This window comes from Ancylobacter sp. (assembly GCF_965279025.1).
Classification (GTDB): Bacteria; Pseudomonadota; Alphaproteobacteria; order Rhizobiales; family Xanthobacteraceae; genus Ancylobacter.
In genome coordinates this window covers 4,630,982-4,644,706 of the sequence record NZ_OZ257132.1, presented here as the reverse complement: position 1 = coordinate 4,644,706, position 13,725 = coordinate 4,630,982, and the positions used below count along the sequence as shown (strand labels likewise).

Here is a 13,725-nt window from a genome sequence, read left to right as displayed (position 1 = left end):
CTTTGCCCGCTTGTCCCTAAGCGTGGCTGCATGGCTGGCATGACGCCGTCAGGGATGCGAGGCGAAGGTAAGTGCGCGGGTGGAAGCATCCGTCGCGGGAGCTTCCGCAACGGTATCCGCCGGTATGTCGTCCGGCGCTGCATCGGCTACAGCCGGGCCGTCGCCCGGCACCACCGGCGGCGCATCCGCCGGGTCGAGCTCGGGAGCGGCGGACGGGGTCGCGCGGGAGGAGGGGGCGCCCCCGGCAAGGCGGGACGAAATCTCGTCGAGGCTCTGCGCGGCGATCCGCTGCACCGTCTCGTCGTCCATCCGGCTCCAGACGTCCTTGCCGGGGCCGAGCTTCTCGCGGCCGGCGACGCGCAGCACGCGGTCGCTATCGGCGTCGAACACGTCCCACACCCAGTCGACCTCGCCCTTGCCATTGGCGACACTGGCGGCGAGGTAGCCGCGCACGCGATAGGCGGCCGTGGAGCCGCGCGACACGATCGGCATCTGCCGGGCCTTCGCCTCGGTGGAGAGGCCCGCCACCAGACGGTCGAAGACCGGTTCCGGTGGACCGTCGATGGATTCGAAGGCGATGGTCTTGGTGCCCGAGGAGATCGATGTCGCCGCGACAGGCTTGTTGCCGCCATTTGTCTGGCAGGCGCCGAGGGCAAGGGCGGCAAGCAGGACCGCCGTCGTCGGCAGGCTTCGTCTCGTAAGGCGTCGGCCCAACTGGCGGCGAAGGCGATCGAGCATGAACCAATCCCTGAGAGCCGGTCGCGCCGCGTATCCCTGCCGAAGCAGGTTCGCGGCTGTCACCAGCGGACGGGAAATGGTTAAAACTAATTAACGATCAGGTCCAGAGGCGCCGGCGTTAAGCCCTCGTTACCGTTAACGCCAACGAGATAGGTGCGCCCCAGGCACATGGCCGTGCCGGTGTCGCTGTCCATCAGGATCATGTGCGCGAACAGCACCATGCCGGCCTCCAGCACCCACGGATTGCCCGCATAGAACATCGGCGGGTCCATCCAGGAGGGGGTGAACTTGGCGCCGAGCGAATAGCCGCAGGCGGCCAGCCGGTGCTTCTCCAGCCCGTGCCCGTCCATCACATGGGCATGGGCGGCGAAGACGTCGCCGGCGGTCTTGCCCGGCTCCATGGCGTGGACGCAGGCTTCCAGCGCCTGCTTTGCCGCCGCGAACAATTCCAGATGCCGGTCGCGCGGCGGGCCGATGACCACCGTCTCCATCATCGCCGCGTGGTAGTGGCGATAGGCGCCCGCCCATTCGAGGGTGAGCTGGTCCTCTTCGCCGAGCACCCGGCGCCCGCTCTTGTAGCGGCAGAGCAGCGCGTCGGCGCCCGAGCCGATGATGAACTCGTTGGCGGGATAATCGCCGCCGCCCTGGAAGATGGCGCCCTGCATGGCGGCGAGCACGTCGCCCTCGTCGACGCCGGCTGCGACGGTGGCAAGCGCCGCCTCGCGCGCGGCCAGTGCCAGCTTGCCGGCCTGCCGGACATAAAGGATCTCGGCCGGCGACTTCACCGCCCGCAGACCGTCCACCATCCGCGAGGCGTCGATGAGCGTGGCGAACCCCTCGAAGGCCGCGTCGAGCTTCTTGCCGGCGGCGGCAGTGAGCCCGTAGCTCTCATATTCGACGCCGATGCGCGCGCCGGCCCCGCCCAGTTCCGCCACCATTGCGCGCAGTTGCTGCTGCGGGGTAGCGTCGGCGCGGTCGGTCCAGACGCGAATATCCTCGATCAGCGAGGTGTGCTGCGCCTGCCGCAGGTCCGCCGAGCGGGTGAGCAGCGCCATCCGTCCATCGGCGCCAAGCCAGAGCGACTGGAAGAAGCAGAAGCCGAACGTGTCGTAGCCGGTGAGCCAGAACATCGATTCCTGCTGAAACATCAGCAGCCCGTCGAGGCGCTGCTCGGCCATGAGGGTGAGCAGGCGCTGGCGGCGGCGCTCGAATTCCGGCTGGGTGAAATGCAGGGTCATGAGGTGGCCTCGCGTTTGGTGATCGGTGCGCGGCGGGATGCCGCCCTTCGACAGCCGTCATCCTGAGGTGCGAGCGAAGCGAGCCTCGAAGGATGCTGGGCTGGATGTCCCCGGAGAACATCCTTCGAGGCCCGGCCGGTGGCCGGGCACCTCAGGATGACGTCGCCCGGGGGGCGACTTCACCCCACGGTGCGGGATTGGGCGCCCTCAGACCAGGGTGATGGCGGCGATCAGGCGACCGTAATCCGGTTCGCCGCGATGGGTCGAGCGGCGATAGGAGAAGAACCGGGCCTCGTTGGCATAGGTGTCGAGGCCGAGGTCGTCGATGGTGCCGACGCCAAGGGCCGCGAGCCGTGCAGCGACGTAGCCGGGCAGGTCGAACATCGCATGGTCAGCGCGCGCGGAGGGGATAAGGAAACGGTCATTGCCGGCAGCGAGGCCGGTGAGGGTATCGATGAAGTCCGGACCGACCTCATAGCTCTCCTGCCGGATCAGCGGGCCGATGGCGGCGACGATGCGCTCACGCCGGGCGCCGAGCTCTTCCATGCGGGCGAGGGTAGCGTCGAGCACGCCGCCGACCGCGCCCTTCCAGCCCGCATGGGCGGCGCCGACGACGCGGGCTTGCGGGTCGGCGAACAGTACCGGCCCGCAATCGGCGATGGTGACGGCGGCGGCAATGCCTGATGTGGCGGTGGCCACCGCATCGGCTTTCGGGCGCTCGCCCCACACACGGTCGACAACGACGCAATCGGGCGAATGCACCTGCCACGCGGTAAGGAGATGGCCGGGGGGCACGCCGAGCGCGGCTTCCATGCGCCGGCGATTTTCAACGACGTGGTCCGGGTTGTCGCGCGAGCCGGTGCCGCCATTGAGGCCGGCATAGATGCCTTCCGAGACGCCGCCCTCGCGGGTGAAGAAGGCGTGGCGGATGCCGGGCAGGGCTTTCAGGGCAGGGGATTCGACCTTCATGCGGGGTCTTCCTCATATATCTCGCCCGGGGCGAATCCGGCCACCATGTCGAGCGCAGGATGCACCAGGGCGAGCGCCTTGAAGAGGCTGCCCATCTGGCCTTCGTCCGAGCCGGCGAGACGCAGCCGCGCGGCCTCGATCATCTCGCGGTCGGCCTCGCCGGCGCCGCGCTTCAACCGGAAGGCGCGATCATCGAGGCCGAGGCGCTCCAGCAGCGCGCCCTGCGGGAGCGGGCCGAAGGCGCGGGCGCCGGCGGCGGTGGCGGCGCGGGCGAGGGCGGTGAAGTCGACATGGGCGGTGAGATCTGCCTCGCCCGGATGGGCCAGCACATCGTCAAAGGCGTGCCGATGCAGCGCCTGCAGCGTGTCGCCAAAGCCACCGGAGGGGTCGCGTCGGCCGGCGTGGCCGTAGTCGACCACCAGCGCGGCGCCGCCCGTGGCGGCCAGCCGGGCGCCCAGCTTTTCGGCGATGGACAGACCGAGCGGGCAGATTTCCAGCACCGCCCCCAGCGGGGCGGCGGCGAGGCGGGCCTCGGCGCGGGAATCGAGGCGGGCGCCGGGGCGCAGGCCGAAAGCGAGGTTGCCTTCGGCATCGAGGCCCACCATGCGCTCGGCGACCCCCTGCGGGGTGCGGACGAACTGGCGGATCGGCAGCGCGTCGATGAACTCGTTGGCGAGCAGGATGAGCGGCCCTGCGGGCAGTTCATCCAAGGCGCCGACCCATTCGACCGGGTGCGTGCCGACCGTCTGCGCCTGAATTCGCCTCAGGCGCGGCGAGGCCTCCACCAGCACCACCCGTGCGGCCTCGTGAAAGCCGGGCACCCGGGCCGTGGCGCGCAGCATGTCGGCCATCATCGTGCCGCGCCCCGGCCCGAGCTCGGCAAAGACGAAGGGCGCGGGGGAGCCAAGGCGCAGCCAAGTCTCCGCCGCCCACAGGCCAAGAAGCTCGCCGAACATCTGGCTGATTTCCGGCGCGGTGATGAAGTCGCCGGAGGTGCCGAAGGGCTCGCGCGTGGTGTAGTAGCCAAGCGTCGGGTGGAACAGGCACTGCTCCATATAGTCCGCCACGGTGATCGGCCCGGTCAGGGCGATCTGGCGGGCGAGGGTCTGCGCCAGCGCCGTCATGCCGCGTCTGCCGCCAGAGCCGGGCGGCGGCGGGCGCGCCAGACCAGCCAGCTTCCCAGCGCCAGCATGGGCAGCGAGAGCAGCATGCCCATGGTCAGCCAGCCGCCGAGGAGATAGCCGATCTGCGGGTCGGGCTCGCGGAAGAACTCGACGAAAATGCGGGCGCAGCCATAGAGAAAGACGAACATCCCTGCCACCGTGCCCGGCCGCGCCAGCGCCCCGGCGCGGATGGCGACCTGCAGGACGAGGAAGATCGCCAGCCCTTCCAGCCCCGCCTCGTAGAGCTGGCTGGGATGGCGCGGCTCCGGCCCGCCATGGGGAAAGACGAACGCCCAGGCGACATCGGTGGGGCGGCCCCACAGCTCGCCATTGACGAAATTGGCCAGCCGCCCGAGGAACAGGCCGACCGGCACCACGCTGGCGGCGATGTCGAGCATCGAGACGAAGGGCAGGCTTCGCCGACGGCAGAACAGGTACATGGCGAGGATGGAGCCGAGGAAGCCGCCATGGAAGGCCATGCCGCCATGCCACACGCTGAGAGCTTCCCACGGGTTGGCGGCGTAAAAAGGCAGGTTGTAGAACAGCACATAGCCGATGCGCCCGCCGAGAATGACGCCGACCGCAATCCACACCACCGCGTCGTCGAATTCCTCCGGCTTGATCGGCGACTGCCCGCCCCACAGCGCCGGCCGTGCGCAGAGTCGCTTGGCCATCCACCAGCCGAACAGCAGGCCGCCAATATAGGCGAGGGCGTACCAGCGTATGGCGAACGGCCCCAGCTCGATGAGCACGGGGTCGATGCTCGGGAAGGGCAGGGCGAAGAAAGGCGGGGCGAGGATGGGCATCGGCGTCTCGGGAAGGGCACGCGGGGAGGCGGTGGCGCGCGCGGCATGCGGCACCTCCGCTTTGCCCCGCTTGCGTGACGGGATCAAGGCGTCAGCGAAGGCTCCCCTTGCGATCACCCCGCCAGCGCCCCATTGTTTCTGCAAAGGCACGGCATCGTACCGGCCTCAGGCGGGAGATGACCATGACCCAGACCACCGGCCGGATCTTCGACGATTTCGCCAAGCTGATGAACAACGCGGCCGGCGTCGCCACCGGCGTGCGCCGTGAGGCGGAAGGCGTGATGCGCGCCCAGGCCGAGCGCATCCTGCGGGAGCTCGATGTCGTCACCCGCGAGGAATTCGAGACGGTGAAGGAACTCGCCGCCGCCGCCCGCGAGGAGAATGAGCGTCTCGCCGCCCGTATCGCCGCGCTTGAGGCACGGGAAGCGAAGCTGGACGCGACGATCGACCCGCCCGATTCGCTCGGTTGACGATTTCGCGCGCAACCCTTGTGGATGCCTTGCTGCGGCGCTTGCTGCACGAGGGCGAATCCCGCGACAAGTTAAGCAGCCAATTTTCGCCATGGCCCGTTTTTTAACGGACCATGGTACAACGGTCGTAGCGAGGTACGGATTCAGCGCGATATAGTTGGTGAGACGGCGATTCGTTCGATTTTTGAATGGTTTGCTGCCAGCCGTCGCGTTGCGTGCGTTCGACCCCCTCCGCGTCCACCCTCGCGAGGTCGAGCATGACCTATACTAGTGACTTCGAGACCGACACCAGCCTCAATCCCCTCGACCTCGTCGAGCGCATGGCCGCGCTCAACGAGTGGGCGTTCGAGCGCTCGGCCGAGGACGAGATCACCATCTCTCTCGAAGGGCGGTGGACGGATTGTCACGTCTCGTTCCAGTGGATGGACGAGGTCGAGGCGCTGCATATCGCCTGCGCGTTTGACCTCAAAGTGCCCGAGAAGCGCAAGACCGAAGTTCTGCGCCTGCTGTCGCTGATCAACGAACAGATGTGGGTCGGTCATTTCGATCTCTGGTCGAAGGAAGGCGTGATCATGTTCCGCCATGCCTTGCTGCTGGCGGGCGCGGAAGCGACGGACCGCCAGTGCGAGGTGCTGATGGAATGCGCCATCGAGGCGGTGGAGCGCTATTTCCCCGCCTTCCAGTTCGTCGTCTGGGCCGGCAAGACGGCGCGCGAGGCCATGGACGCCACCTTGTTCGAAACCATTGGCGAAGCCTGAGCGGCGCCGCACTTCCCATTGCCAAAGCCCCGCGGGAACGGCACTAAATTCCGGTGACCGCGCGCGGTGTTGCGCTGCAGGTGGGAGTTCGATCATGGCCACACTTTCCGACATTCCCGGCCGCGTGCTGCTCGTTGGCGCCGGCAAGATGGGCGGCGCCATGCTGGAGGGCTGGCTCGGGCTGGGGCTCGACCCGGCCATGGCGGCGGTGCTCGATCCGGGTCCCCCGCCGGAAATCGCCGCCATGATCGAGGCGCGGGGCGTGGCGCTGAACCCGCTCAATGGCGGGCCGCCGGCGGTGATGGTACTGGCGGTGAAGCCGCAGGTCGCGCCGGATGTGCTGGCTCGTGTCGCGCCTCTGGCCGGACCGCACACGCTGATCGTCTCGGTGATGGCTGGACGCACGCTGGCCTTCCTCGAATCGTTTTTCCCCGCGTCGACGGCGGTGGTGCGCTCCATTCCCAACACGCCGGCGGCGATCGGCCGGGGCGTGACGGTCGCGGTGCCGAATGCTGCCGTCACGCCGGAACAGATGGCCATCGCCGACGCGCTTCTGCGCGCCACGGGCGGGGCCGAGTGGGTGGAGGACGAGACGCTGATCGACGTTGCCACCGCCGTGTCCGGTTCCGGCCCGGCCTATGTGTTCCTGCTTGCCGAGGCGCTGGCGGCGGCGGGCGCGCAGGCGGGCCTGCCGGCCGACATGGCCGACCGGCTGGCGCGGGCAACGGTGGCGGGCGCGGGCGAGCTGATGCTGCGCACCGGCATCGACCCGGCGCAGCTGCGCCGCAACGTGACCTCGCCGAACGGCACCACGGCAGCGGCACTCGCCGTGCTGATGGATGACCAAAAGGGGTTTGGCCCGCTGCTCGCCGAGGCGGTGGCGGCGGCGGCGCGGCGCTCGCGCGAACTCGCCGGCTGAGCGGTGGTGCCGCATTCGTGCGGCCGCGCGGCGCGGCATTGAGCAGCGGGGGTCTTCTCCTGCGCACGGGCGCGCCTTAGATTGAGGGAATACACGTTCAGGACAGGAGGTCTTCATGGCACGCTCTCCGGGAACGAAGGCTGCCGCCGATAAACCGGCTGACACCCGTATTCTCGCCCTCGACAGCTTCACCACGCTGCTGGCGCGCAAGCCCTTCGACCGCATCAGCCTGGGCGAGGTGGCCGATGAGGCCAAGATCCCGCTTGCCGAATTGCGAGCGTCCTTTGGCTCCACCTTCGATATGCTCGTCGCGTTCCTGCGCGAGATCGACCGCAAGGTGCTGGCTGGCACCGGCGAGGACATGGACGATGAGCCGGCCCGCGACCGGCTGTTCGACGTGCTGATGCGCCGGCTCGATGCGCTGGCGCCGCACAAGGCGGCGATACGCTCGCTGGCGGAATCGGCGCGGCGCAATCCCTTTTTCGCGCTGGCGCTTAACAAGCTCTCGGTGCGCTCGCAGCAATGGATGCTGGCGGCGGCGAAGATCGACACCGCCGGCCTGAAGGGCGCGGTGCGGGCGCAGGGCCTGGCCCTGGTGTTCGCGCGGACGCTGCAGAGCTTCCTCACCGACGAGGATCCAGCGCTGGCCCGCACCATGGCGTCGCTGGATCGCGAATTGTCGCGCGGAGAGCGGGCGCTGGGGCTTCTCGAGGGTGCGGTGTGCTTCGCCACGCGCGGCGGTCGCCATTCCTCGACCGACGCGGGGTCCCCAATGCCCTCGTCACCGCCGGAAGCGCCGGCGGCGGCTTGACAGCCTTGAGCGTGCAGCTTCAGTAGCCCGCCGTGACACGCCAGTTATGAGGAGGCCATCGTGAGTCTTGCGCCCATCGAACAGATCACGATCACCGATTTCCTCAAGGTCGACATCCGCGTCGGCACCATCATCCAGGCCGAGCCTTTTCCCGAGGCGCGCAAGCCGGCGATCAAGCTGGTGATCGATTTCGGGCCGCATGTCGGCTGCAAGAAGTCGTCCGCCCAGATCACCGAGCACTACGCCGCCGAAGACCTGATCGGGCGGCAGGTCGCGGCGGTGGTGAACTTCCCGCCGCGCCAGATCGGGCCGATCATGTCCGAGGTGCTGACCCTCGGCTTTCCCGATGCCAACGGCGCGGTGGTCCTCTTCCGCCCGGACAGCGAGGTTCCCAATGGCGCCCGGCTGTTCTGAGCCGGGCTGCTAGACCGGGATGCGGATGGCGGCGCGCAGGCCGCCGAGCGGACTCTCGCCGAGAATGACGTCGCCGCCATGGATGCGGGCGGCGTCGCGGGCGATGGTGAGGCCGAGGCCGGAGCCGCCGGAATCCTGGTTGCGCGCTTCGTCGAGGCGGAAGAACGGCCGGAACACATCCTCGCGCAGCGCCGGGGCGATGCCGGGACCGTCATCGTCCACTGCAATGGTCAGCCAGCGCTCGTCGCGGGTGCCTGATATCTCGATGCGCGTGCCATGTCGCCCGGCATTGCCAACGAGGTTGGCGAGGCAGCGGCGGAAGGCGTCCAGCCGCACCATCACCATGGGGTCGCCGGCATAGCTGGCGGTCACCTTGTCGCCGTGCCGCTCGGCGTTGAAGCGCACTTCCTCGATCAGCCGCGCCATGTCCACCAGCACCGGCGGCTCGCCGACATCCTCGCGGGCAAAGGCGAGATAGGCCTCCAGCATGCTCTGCAACTCGTCGACATCCTTGCGCAGCGCCTCGGTGTCGGCGCTGTCGCCGAGCAGCGCCAGCTCCAGCTTGAAGCGGGTGAGGATGGTGCGCATGTCGTGGCTGACGCCGGCCAGCATGGTGGTGCGCTGCTCGATCTGCCGCTCGATGCGCCGCTTCATCTCCAGGAAGGCCAGCGCCGCGCCGCGCACCTCGCGCGCCCCGCGCGGGCGGAAGCCGGCGACATCGCGCCCCTTGCCGAAGGCGATGGCGGCATCGGCCAGCGCTTCGATCGGCTTGATCTGGTTGCGCAGGAACAGGATGGCGACGGCCATCAGCACCAGAGCGGTACCGACCATCCAGAGCAGGAAGATGTGCGAGTTGGAGAGATAGGCCTGGCTGCGCCGAGCAAAGACACGGATGACCATGCCGTCCATCTGCACCCGCACCTCGATGAGGTTCGAATTGCCGACCGTGTCGGTCCAGAAGGGCCGGTGCAGCCGCTTGGCCAGTTCGCCGGTGAAAGCGGAATCGAGGGTGGAGAAGAACGGCTTCGGGCCGGGCGGGGGCAGGCGCTCGCCGGGCAGGAAATCCACCGTCAGACCCATGGTGATCTGCGCGATGCGCTTGATCCGCTCCTGGTCCTCGTCAGTGGGGAAGGCGATGGCGAGCTGGGTGACGGCGGTGATGTCCTGCGACACGGCGGCGGAAAGCCGGCGGGTGACGGTGTTGTAGTGCCGTTCCATGAAGACGAAGGCGAGCACCGATTGCAGGATCACCACCGGCGTGACGATGATGATCAGCGAACGGGCGAACAGCCCCTTGGGCATGATCCGGTTGAACCACGCGCCGAAACGGGCATTGTTCTCGCGCATGCGCCTTTGGGTCAGCCGCAAGCGGGCGCGGGCGGCGCCGACGACGCTGGTGTCGAGTACGCTCAAGGGGCGACGACCAGTCGGTAGCCCATGCCGCGCACCGTTTGAACATAGGCGGGATTGGTCGGGTCACGCTCGATCTTGCGGCGCAGCCGGTTGACCTGGACATCCACCGCGCGGTCGCCGGCGGCGACGCCGGGCGCGACGAGGTCCTGTCGCGGCACGGTCTGGCCGGGAAATTCGCCGAGCACGCGCAGCATGTCGCGCTCGCGGTCGGTGAGGCGCACCGGCTCGCCCTCGCGGGTCAGTTCGCCGCGCGCGAGGTGGAAGGTGAAGGGGCCGAAGCGCACCGCCTCGATCGCCTGAGTCGGCGGCGTTGCCGAGCGCTTGATGATGTTGCCGATGCGCAGGAGCAGTTCGCGCGGCTCGAACGGCTTGGCGAGGTAGTCGTCGGCGCCGATTTCCAGCCCCTCGATGCGGTCGCCCGGGTCGGAACGGGCGGTGAGCATGAGGATGGGAACGGCGGAAGTTTCGCGGACCCCGCGCGCCAGGTCGAAGCCGGTCTCGCCCGGCATCATCACGTCGAGAATGAGCAGGTCGAAGGTGAGGCCTGCCAGCCGAGCGCGGGCGTCGGCCCCCGATTCGGCGGTGGTCACGCGGTAGCCGTGTTCGGTGAGGAAGCGTGACAGCAGATCGCGGATCCGCCGGTCGTCGTCGACGATAAGGAGGTGGAAGGCGTCGTCGGCGGGCATGGTGCGGGTTCCCCTTGCATCCGCGACCGGGCTCCGGCTGGCATCGAGCATGGTGATCCTCTCGTCAGCCGGCCGACCGGCCACGGACGGCGCTACGCGCCTCCAACGCCTGATCGGCGCGGGCGATCAGCTTTTCGGTCGGGCTGCGATCTTCGGGGTCGATCATGGCGACAAGAAAGCGGCGTACCAGATCGCGCGAATCCGGGCCGCTCTCCTCCAGCGCCCGGCGCAGGCGCCGGGACTGGATGGCAACGAATTCCTGGGTCAGCGCCTCGCCCTTCGGGGTGAGGTAGAGCAGGCGCTGGCGGCGGTCGGACGCGCCGGCGCGGCTGTCGATAAAGCCCTGGTCCACCAGTTCGCGCAGCACCCGCCCGAGGCTCTGCTTGGTGATGCGGAGGATATCCAGCAGGTCGGTGACACGCATGCCGGGATGGCGATTGACGAAATGCAGCACGCGGTGATGGGCGCGGCCAAAACCGAAGCCGTGCAGGATCTCGTCCGGGTCGCTGACGAAGTTCCGGTAGGCAAAGAACAAAAGCTCGATCAGGTCGAGCATCGGCTCGCCCTCCGCAGGCGCGGTCAGGCGCATGGAAGCGGCCGGTTCGCTCTTGCCGGGGCGAGAATGCAGCGAGACATTTATGTCAGCCATGTTGACTTTTTTCGTTATGATCGTTACCCAGATGTCCCGTTCAACGAAAGGATCGTTCGGCTGGCCGGCCGATCCGCTTCGGAACAGGATAGCATCGACCCTCTCGTCAAGAGTGGCGAACGATAACGGGACTTCGGCCGCGAGGCAAAGCGTTGCTCTCTCGCGTGAAAGCCGAAGCCACATGCCGAAGGAACAGAAGGGCTCCGGCGCCACCCATGGCGCGTCGGCGCCCCGGTTGGGAGACTTACCATGGCGAGCGAACCTTTCGACAAACGCAGTGGCTGGATCTGGTATGACGGCGCCTTCGTGCCGTGGCAGGACGCGCAGGTTCACGTACTGACCCACGGCCTGCATTATGGCAGCTGCGTCTTCGAGGGCGAGCGCGCCTATGGCGGCGAGATCTTCAAGCTCGACGAGCACACCGCGCGGCTGAAGCACAGCGCCGAACTGCTCGACTTCGAGATTCCCTATGGCACGGACGAGATCAACGACGCGTGCCGCGAACTGCTGGCGCGCCAGAAGCTGGTCGATGCCTACCTGCGCCCCGTCGCCTGGCGCGGCTCGGACATGATGGGCGTCTCGGCCCAGCACAACCAGATCCACCTCGCCATCGCGGCGTGGGAATGGCCGAGCTATTTCGATCCCGCGCAGCGGCTCAAGGGCATCCGCATCGGCATGGCGAAGTATCGCCGTCCCGATCCGCTGACGGCGCCCTCGACCTCCAAGGCCGCCGGCCTTTATATGATCTGCACCATCTCCAAGCACGCCGCCGAGCGCGAGGGCTATGCCGACGCGCTGATGCTCGACTGGCGCGGCCGCGTGGCCGAGTGCACCGGCGCCAATGTGTTCTTTGCCAAGGACGGGGTGATCCACACGCCGGAGGCCGACGCCTTCCTGAACGGCATCACCCGCCAGACGGTGATCGCGCTCGCCAAGCGGCGCGGCATCGAGGTGGTGGAGCGGGCGATTATGCCGGAGGAACTGCCGAGCTTCGACGAGTGCTTCATCACCGGCACCGCCGCCGAGGTGACGCCGGTCTCCGAAATCGCCGGCCAGCACTTCCAGCCGGGCCCGGTCACCACGACGCTGTTCGAGGACTACATGTCCGAGGTGCAGCCGACGAAGGCCGAGGCGGCCTGAACCAATTTTGCCGGTCAGAGCACGGCAGATGAACATGATGCCCGGCCTCGTGCCGGGCATCGACGTTTTGGGCGTGTGGTCATCGTCGGTTTGACGCCTGCGGCGGATTCGGGCGCTGGGTCGCGGCGCTCCGCCTTCGACGCCGCCGGGCCGTGCCGGCTCGGCTCGGCTAGGCCCAGCGGCCGGCGGCCTCGTCGTCGCTGTCCTTGGCGGCGACCCAGCCCTTGCCGTCGTCGCGCTCTTCCATCTTCCAGAAGGGGGCGCTGGTCTTCAGCCAGTCCATCAGGAATTCGGCCGCTTCGAAGGCGGCGCCGCGATGGGCGGAGGCGGTAACGACGAGCACGATGTTGTCGCCCGGCACCATGCGGCCATAGCGGTGGATGACCGTCGCTCCCGCCAGCGGCCAGCGCGCCCGGGCCTGCTCGACCAGCCGGCCGATCTCCTCTTCCGCCATGCCGGGATAATGTTCCAGCGTCAGCGCGATGAGGGGGGCGCCGCCCGGCGCATCCTGCGCGCGGCACAGGCCGGCGAAGGTGACAACCGCGCCGATATCGGTGCGCCCGCGCGCCAGAGCCGCAGCCTCGGTGGCGGCGTCGAAATCCTGCGCCTGTATGCGGACGGTGAACATACTCACCTCGCCGGTTCAGCCGCCCGTCATGGGCGGGAAGAAGGCCACCTCGCGCGCGGCGTTCAGCGGCGTGTCGGGCTTGGCGTGCCGCCGATCCAGCGCGGCGCGCACGATGCGCGGGTTCTCGAAGGCATGGGCATAGCCTTCCCCACGAGTGCCGAGAAAGGCGGCAAGCTCGGCGACGGTGCTCACGCCTTCGGGGAGGGCGATGTCTTCCGCCTCAATACCGATGCGCTCGCGCACCCACGCGAAATAAAGGATCTTCACCGGTCGTCCTCGACGAGATGGTGGGCGCCGGCACGGAAATAATCCCAGCCCGTATAGATGGTCAGCAGCGCGGCGATCCACAGCAGCCCGATGCCGAACAGCGTAATGCCGGGCACCAGCACATCCGCGGCCGGGCCGGCGAGCAGCACCGCTACGGCGATGAGCTGCGCGGCGGTCTTCCATTTGGCGAGGCGGGTGACCGGTACGCTGACGCGCAGCTCGGCCAGGAATTCGCGCAGGCCGGGCACGAGGATTTCACGGCAGAGAATGACCACGGCGGCCCAGAGCGACCAGCCGCGAATGGTGCCATCCGAGGCCAGCATCAGCAGCGAGGTGGAGACCAGCAGCTTGTCGGCGATCGGGTCCAGCATGCGGCCAATGGCCGATTGCTGCTGCCAGGCGCGGGCGAGATAGCCGTCGAAGAAATCGGTGATGGCGGCGATGACGTAGATGGCGAGCGCCACCCAGCGCAGCCAGACGCCGCCTTCCAGTATGTCTGACCAGAATAGGCAGGCGGCCACCAGCGGCACTGCCACGCAGCGGCCATAGGTGAGAAGGTTGGGCAATGAAAAAGCGTGACCGCGAGTCACCTTGGCCGGCTCCCGTATCGTTGGCGGCTGTGATGCGACATCGACCATTCTGTGCCGGCTCCCCTC

Annotated in this window: 17 protein-coding genes; 6 read left to right on the top strand and 11 right to left on the bottom strand. The window is 68.2% G+C overall.

Annotated features, from left to right (window positions below; all coding sequences use genetic code 11):
• Positions 1 to 48 precede the first annotated feature (48 nt).
• From ACQY76_RS21640 to lgt, 5 genes are all read right to left on the bottom strand, one after another.
• On the bottom strand, positions 49 to 738 hold the full coding sequence (locus ACQY76_RS21640; protein ID WP_428030740.1) for a hypothetical protein: 690 nt from the start codon (positions 736 to 738) through the stop codon (positions 49 to 51).
• A gap of 86 nt (positions 739 to 824) precedes the next feature.
• Positions 825 to 1,976 carry a M24 family metallopeptidase gene (locus tag ACQY76_RS21635; RefSeq protein WP_428030739.1) on the bottom strand — a complete coding sequence of 384 codons (1,152 nt, stop codon included), beginning with the start codon at positions 1,974 to 1,976 and terminating at the stop codon, positions 825 to 827.
• Positions 1,977 to 2,183: 207 nt separating this feature from the next.
• Positions 2,184 to 2,945 (bottom strand): peptidoglycan editing factor PgeF, encoded by a 762-nt coding sequence (gene pgeF / locus ACQY76_RS21630; protein WP_428030738.1) that lies wholly within the window; start codon positions 2,943 to 2,945, stop codon positions 2,184 to 2,186.
• Complete coding sequence (locus tag ACQY76_RS21625) at positions 2,942 to 4,069, bottom strand: class I SAM-dependent methyltransferase (protein ID WP_428030737.1); 1,128 nt, start codon at positions 4,067 to 4,069, stop codon at positions 2,942 to 2,944. Before ACQY76_RS21625 ends, pgeF begins: the two co-directional genes overlap by 4 nt.
• Complete coding sequence (lgt, locus tag ACQY76_RS21620) at positions 4,066 to 4,914, bottom strand: prolipoprotein diacylglyceryl transferase (RefSeq protein ID WP_428030736.1); 849 nt, start codon at positions 4,912 to 4,914, stop codon at positions 4,066 to 4,068. The genes ACQY76_RS21625 and lgt overlap by 4 nt, the downstream gene beginning before the upstream one ends.
• 182 nt (positions 4,915 to 5,096) lie before the next feature.
• On the opposite strand from lgt, the gene ACQY76_RS21615 reads away from it, so the two are divergent.
• The 5 genes from ACQY76_RS21615 (at position 5,097) to ACQY76_RS21595 (ending at position 8,286) form a co-directional block, all read left to right on the top strand.
• A complete protein-coding gene (locus ACQY76_RS21615) occupies positions 5,097 to 5,384 on the top strand; it encodes an accessory factor UbiK family protein (protein WP_428030735.1) in 288 nt (95 codons plus the stop codon).
• A 257-nt stretch (positions 5,385 to 5,641) separates the two neighbouring features.
• Positions 5,642 to 6,142 carry a YbjN domain-containing protein gene (locus ACQY76_RS21610; protein WP_428030734.1) on the top strand — a complete coding sequence of 167 codons (501 nt, stop codon included), beginning with the start codon at positions 5,642 to 5,644 and terminating at the stop codon, positions 6,140 to 6,142.
• A gap of 94 nt (positions 6,143 to 6,236) precedes the next feature.
• Positions 6,237 to 7,061, top strand: coding sequence for a pyrroline-5-carboxylate reductase (gene proC, locus ACQY76_RS21605; protein WP_428030733.1), 825 nt, complete (start codon positions 6,237 to 6,239; stop codon positions 7,059 to 7,061).
• 115 nt (positions 7,062 to 7,176) lie between these two features.
• Positions 7,177 to 7,872 (top strand): TetR/AcrR family transcriptional regulator, encoded by a 696-nt coding sequence (locus ACQY76_RS21600; RefSeq protein ID WP_428030732.1) that lies wholly within the window; start codon positions 7,177 to 7,179, stop codon positions 7,870 to 7,872.
• Positions 7,873 to 7,932: 60 nt separating this feature from the next.
• A complete protein-coding gene (locus ACQY76_RS21595; RefSeq protein ID WP_428030731.1) occupies positions 7,933 to 8,286 on the top strand; it encodes a tRNA-binding protein in 354 nt (117 codons plus the stop codon).
• Positions 8,287 to 8,295: 9 nt separating this feature from the next.
• Here ACQY76_RS21595 and ACQY76_RS21590 read toward each other — a convergent pair whose 3' ends face one another.
• From ACQY76_RS21590 to ACQY76_RS21580, 3 genes are read right to left on the bottom strand one after another with little or no spacing between them, the layout of a single operon-like run.
• The gene (locus ACQY76_RS21590; RefSeq protein WP_428030730.1) at positions 8,296 to 9,699 is read right to left on the bottom strand and encodes an ATP-binding protein; all 1,404 of its coding nucleotides are present in this window, start codon (positions 9,697 to 9,699) and stop codon (positions 8,296 to 8,298) included.
• The gene (locus ACQY76_RS21585) at positions 9,696 to 10,436 is read right to left on the bottom strand and encodes a response regulator (protein WP_428030729.1); all 741 of its coding nucleotides are present in this window, start codon (positions 10,434 to 10,436) and stop codon (positions 9,696 to 9,698) included. Before ACQY76_RS21585 ends, ACQY76_RS21590 begins: the two co-directional genes overlap by 4 nt.
• A gap of 13 nt (positions 10,437 to 10,449) precedes the next feature.
• Complete coding sequence (locus tag ACQY76_RS21580) at positions 10,450 to 11,034, bottom strand: MarR family winged helix-turn-helix transcriptional regulator (RefSeq protein WP_428033080.1); 585 nt, start codon at positions 11,032 to 11,034, stop codon at positions 10,450 to 10,452.
• A 249-nt stretch (positions 11,035 to 11,283) separates the two neighbouring features.
• On the opposite strand from ACQY76_RS21580, the gene ACQY76_RS21575 reads away from it, so the two are divergent.
• Positions 11,284 to 12,174, top strand: coding sequence for a branched-chain amino acid aminotransferase (locus ACQY76_RS21575; protein WP_428030728.1), 891 nt, complete (start codon positions 11,284 to 11,286; stop codon positions 12,172 to 12,174).
• 169 nt (positions 12,175 to 12,343) lie between these two features.
• Here the strand turns inward: ACQY76_RS21575 and ACQY76_RS21570 are convergent, their stop codons facing one another.
• Genes ACQY76_RS21570 through pgsA form a run of 3 tightly spaced genes read right to left on the bottom strand, consistent with a single transcriptional unit; the run spans position 12,344 to position 13,707 of the window.
• On the bottom strand, positions 12,344 to 12,802 hold the full coding sequence (locus ACQY76_RS21570) for a molybdenum cofactor biosynthesis protein MoaE (RefSeq protein ID WP_428030727.1): 459 nt from the start codon (positions 12,800 to 12,802) through the stop codon (positions 12,344 to 12,346).
• A 15-nt stretch (positions 12,803 to 12,817) separates the two neighbouring features.
• Positions 12,818 to 13,069 (bottom strand): molybdopterin converting factor subunit 1, encoded by a 252-nt coding sequence (gene moaD / locus ACQY76_RS21565; RefSeq protein ID WP_428030726.1) that lies wholly within the window; start codon positions 13,067 to 13,069, stop codon positions 12,818 to 12,820.
• Positions 13,066 to 13,707, bottom strand: a complete 642-nt coding sequence (gene pgsA / locus ACQY76_RS21560) for a CDP-diacylglycerol--glycerol-3-phosphate 3-phosphatidyltransferase (protein ID WP_428030725.1) — start codon at positions 13,705 to 13,707, stop codon at positions 13,066 to 13,068. The genes moaD and pgsA overlap by 4 nt, the downstream gene beginning before the upstream one ends.
• Positions 13,708 to 13,725 lie beyond the last annotated feature (18 nt).

What these genes read in the sequence shown, in the direction of transcription:
- pgsA (WP_428030725.1), bottom strand. Translation starts at nt 13,707, where the DNA reads ATGGTCGATGTCGCATCACAGCCGCCAACGATACGGGAGCCGGCCAAG.
- lgt (WP_428030736.1), bottom strand. Translation starts at nt 4,914, where the DNA reads ATGCCCATCCTCGCCCCGCCTTTCTTCGCCCTGCCCTTCCCGAGCATC.
- ACQY76_RS21580 (WP_428033080.1), bottom strand. Translation starts at nt 11,034, where the DNA reads ATGGCTGACATAAATGTCTCGCTGCATTCTCGCCCCGGCAAGAGCGAA.
- ACQY76_RS21640 (WP_428030740.1), bottom strand. Translation starts at nt 738, where the DNA reads ATGCTCGATCGCCTTCGCCGCCAGTTGGGCCGACGCCTTACGAGACGA.
- ACQY76_RS21575 (WP_428030728.1), top strand. Translation starts at nt 11,284, where the DNA reads ATGGCGAGCGAACCTTTCGACAAACGCAGTGGCTGGATCTGGTATGAC.
- proC (WP_428030733.1), top strand. Translation starts at nt 6,237, where the DNA reads ATGGCCACACTTTCCGACATTCCCGGCCGCGTGCTGCTCGTTGGCGCC.
- ACQY76_RS21635 (WP_428030739.1), bottom strand. Translation starts at nt 1,976, where the DNA reads ATGACCCTGCATTTCACCCAGCCGGAATTCGAGCGCCGCCGCCAGCGC.
- ACQY76_RS21615 (WP_428030735.1), top strand. Translation starts at nt 5,097, where the DNA reads ATGACCCAGACCACCGGCCGGATCTTCGACGATTTCGCCAAGCTGATG.
- ACQY76_RS21600 (WP_428030732.1), top strand. Translation starts at nt 7,177, where the DNA reads ATGGCACGCTCTCCGGGAACGAAGGCTGCCGCCGATAAACCGGCTGAC.
- ACQY76_RS21570 (WP_428030727.1), bottom strand. Translation starts at nt 12,802, where the DNA reads ATGTTCACCGTCCGCATACAGGCGCAGGATTTCGACGCCGCCACCGAG.
- ACQY76_RS21610 (WP_428030734.1), top strand. Translation starts at nt 5,642, where the DNA reads ATGACCTATACTAGTGACTTCGAGACCGACACCAGCCTCAATCCCCTC.
- ACQY76_RS21625 (WP_428030737.1), bottom strand. Translation starts at nt 4,069, where the DNA reads ATGACGGCGCTGGCGCAGACCCTCGCCCGCCAGATCGCCCTGACCGGG.
- ACQY76_RS21585 (WP_428030729.1), bottom strand. Translation starts at nt 10,436, where the DNA reads ATGCTCGATGCCAGCCGGAGCCCGGTCGCGGATGCAAGGGGAACCCGC.
- pgeF (WP_428030738.1), bottom strand. Translation starts at nt 2,945, where the DNA reads ATGAAGGTCGAATCCCCTGCCCTGAAAGCCCTGCCCGGCATCCGCCAC.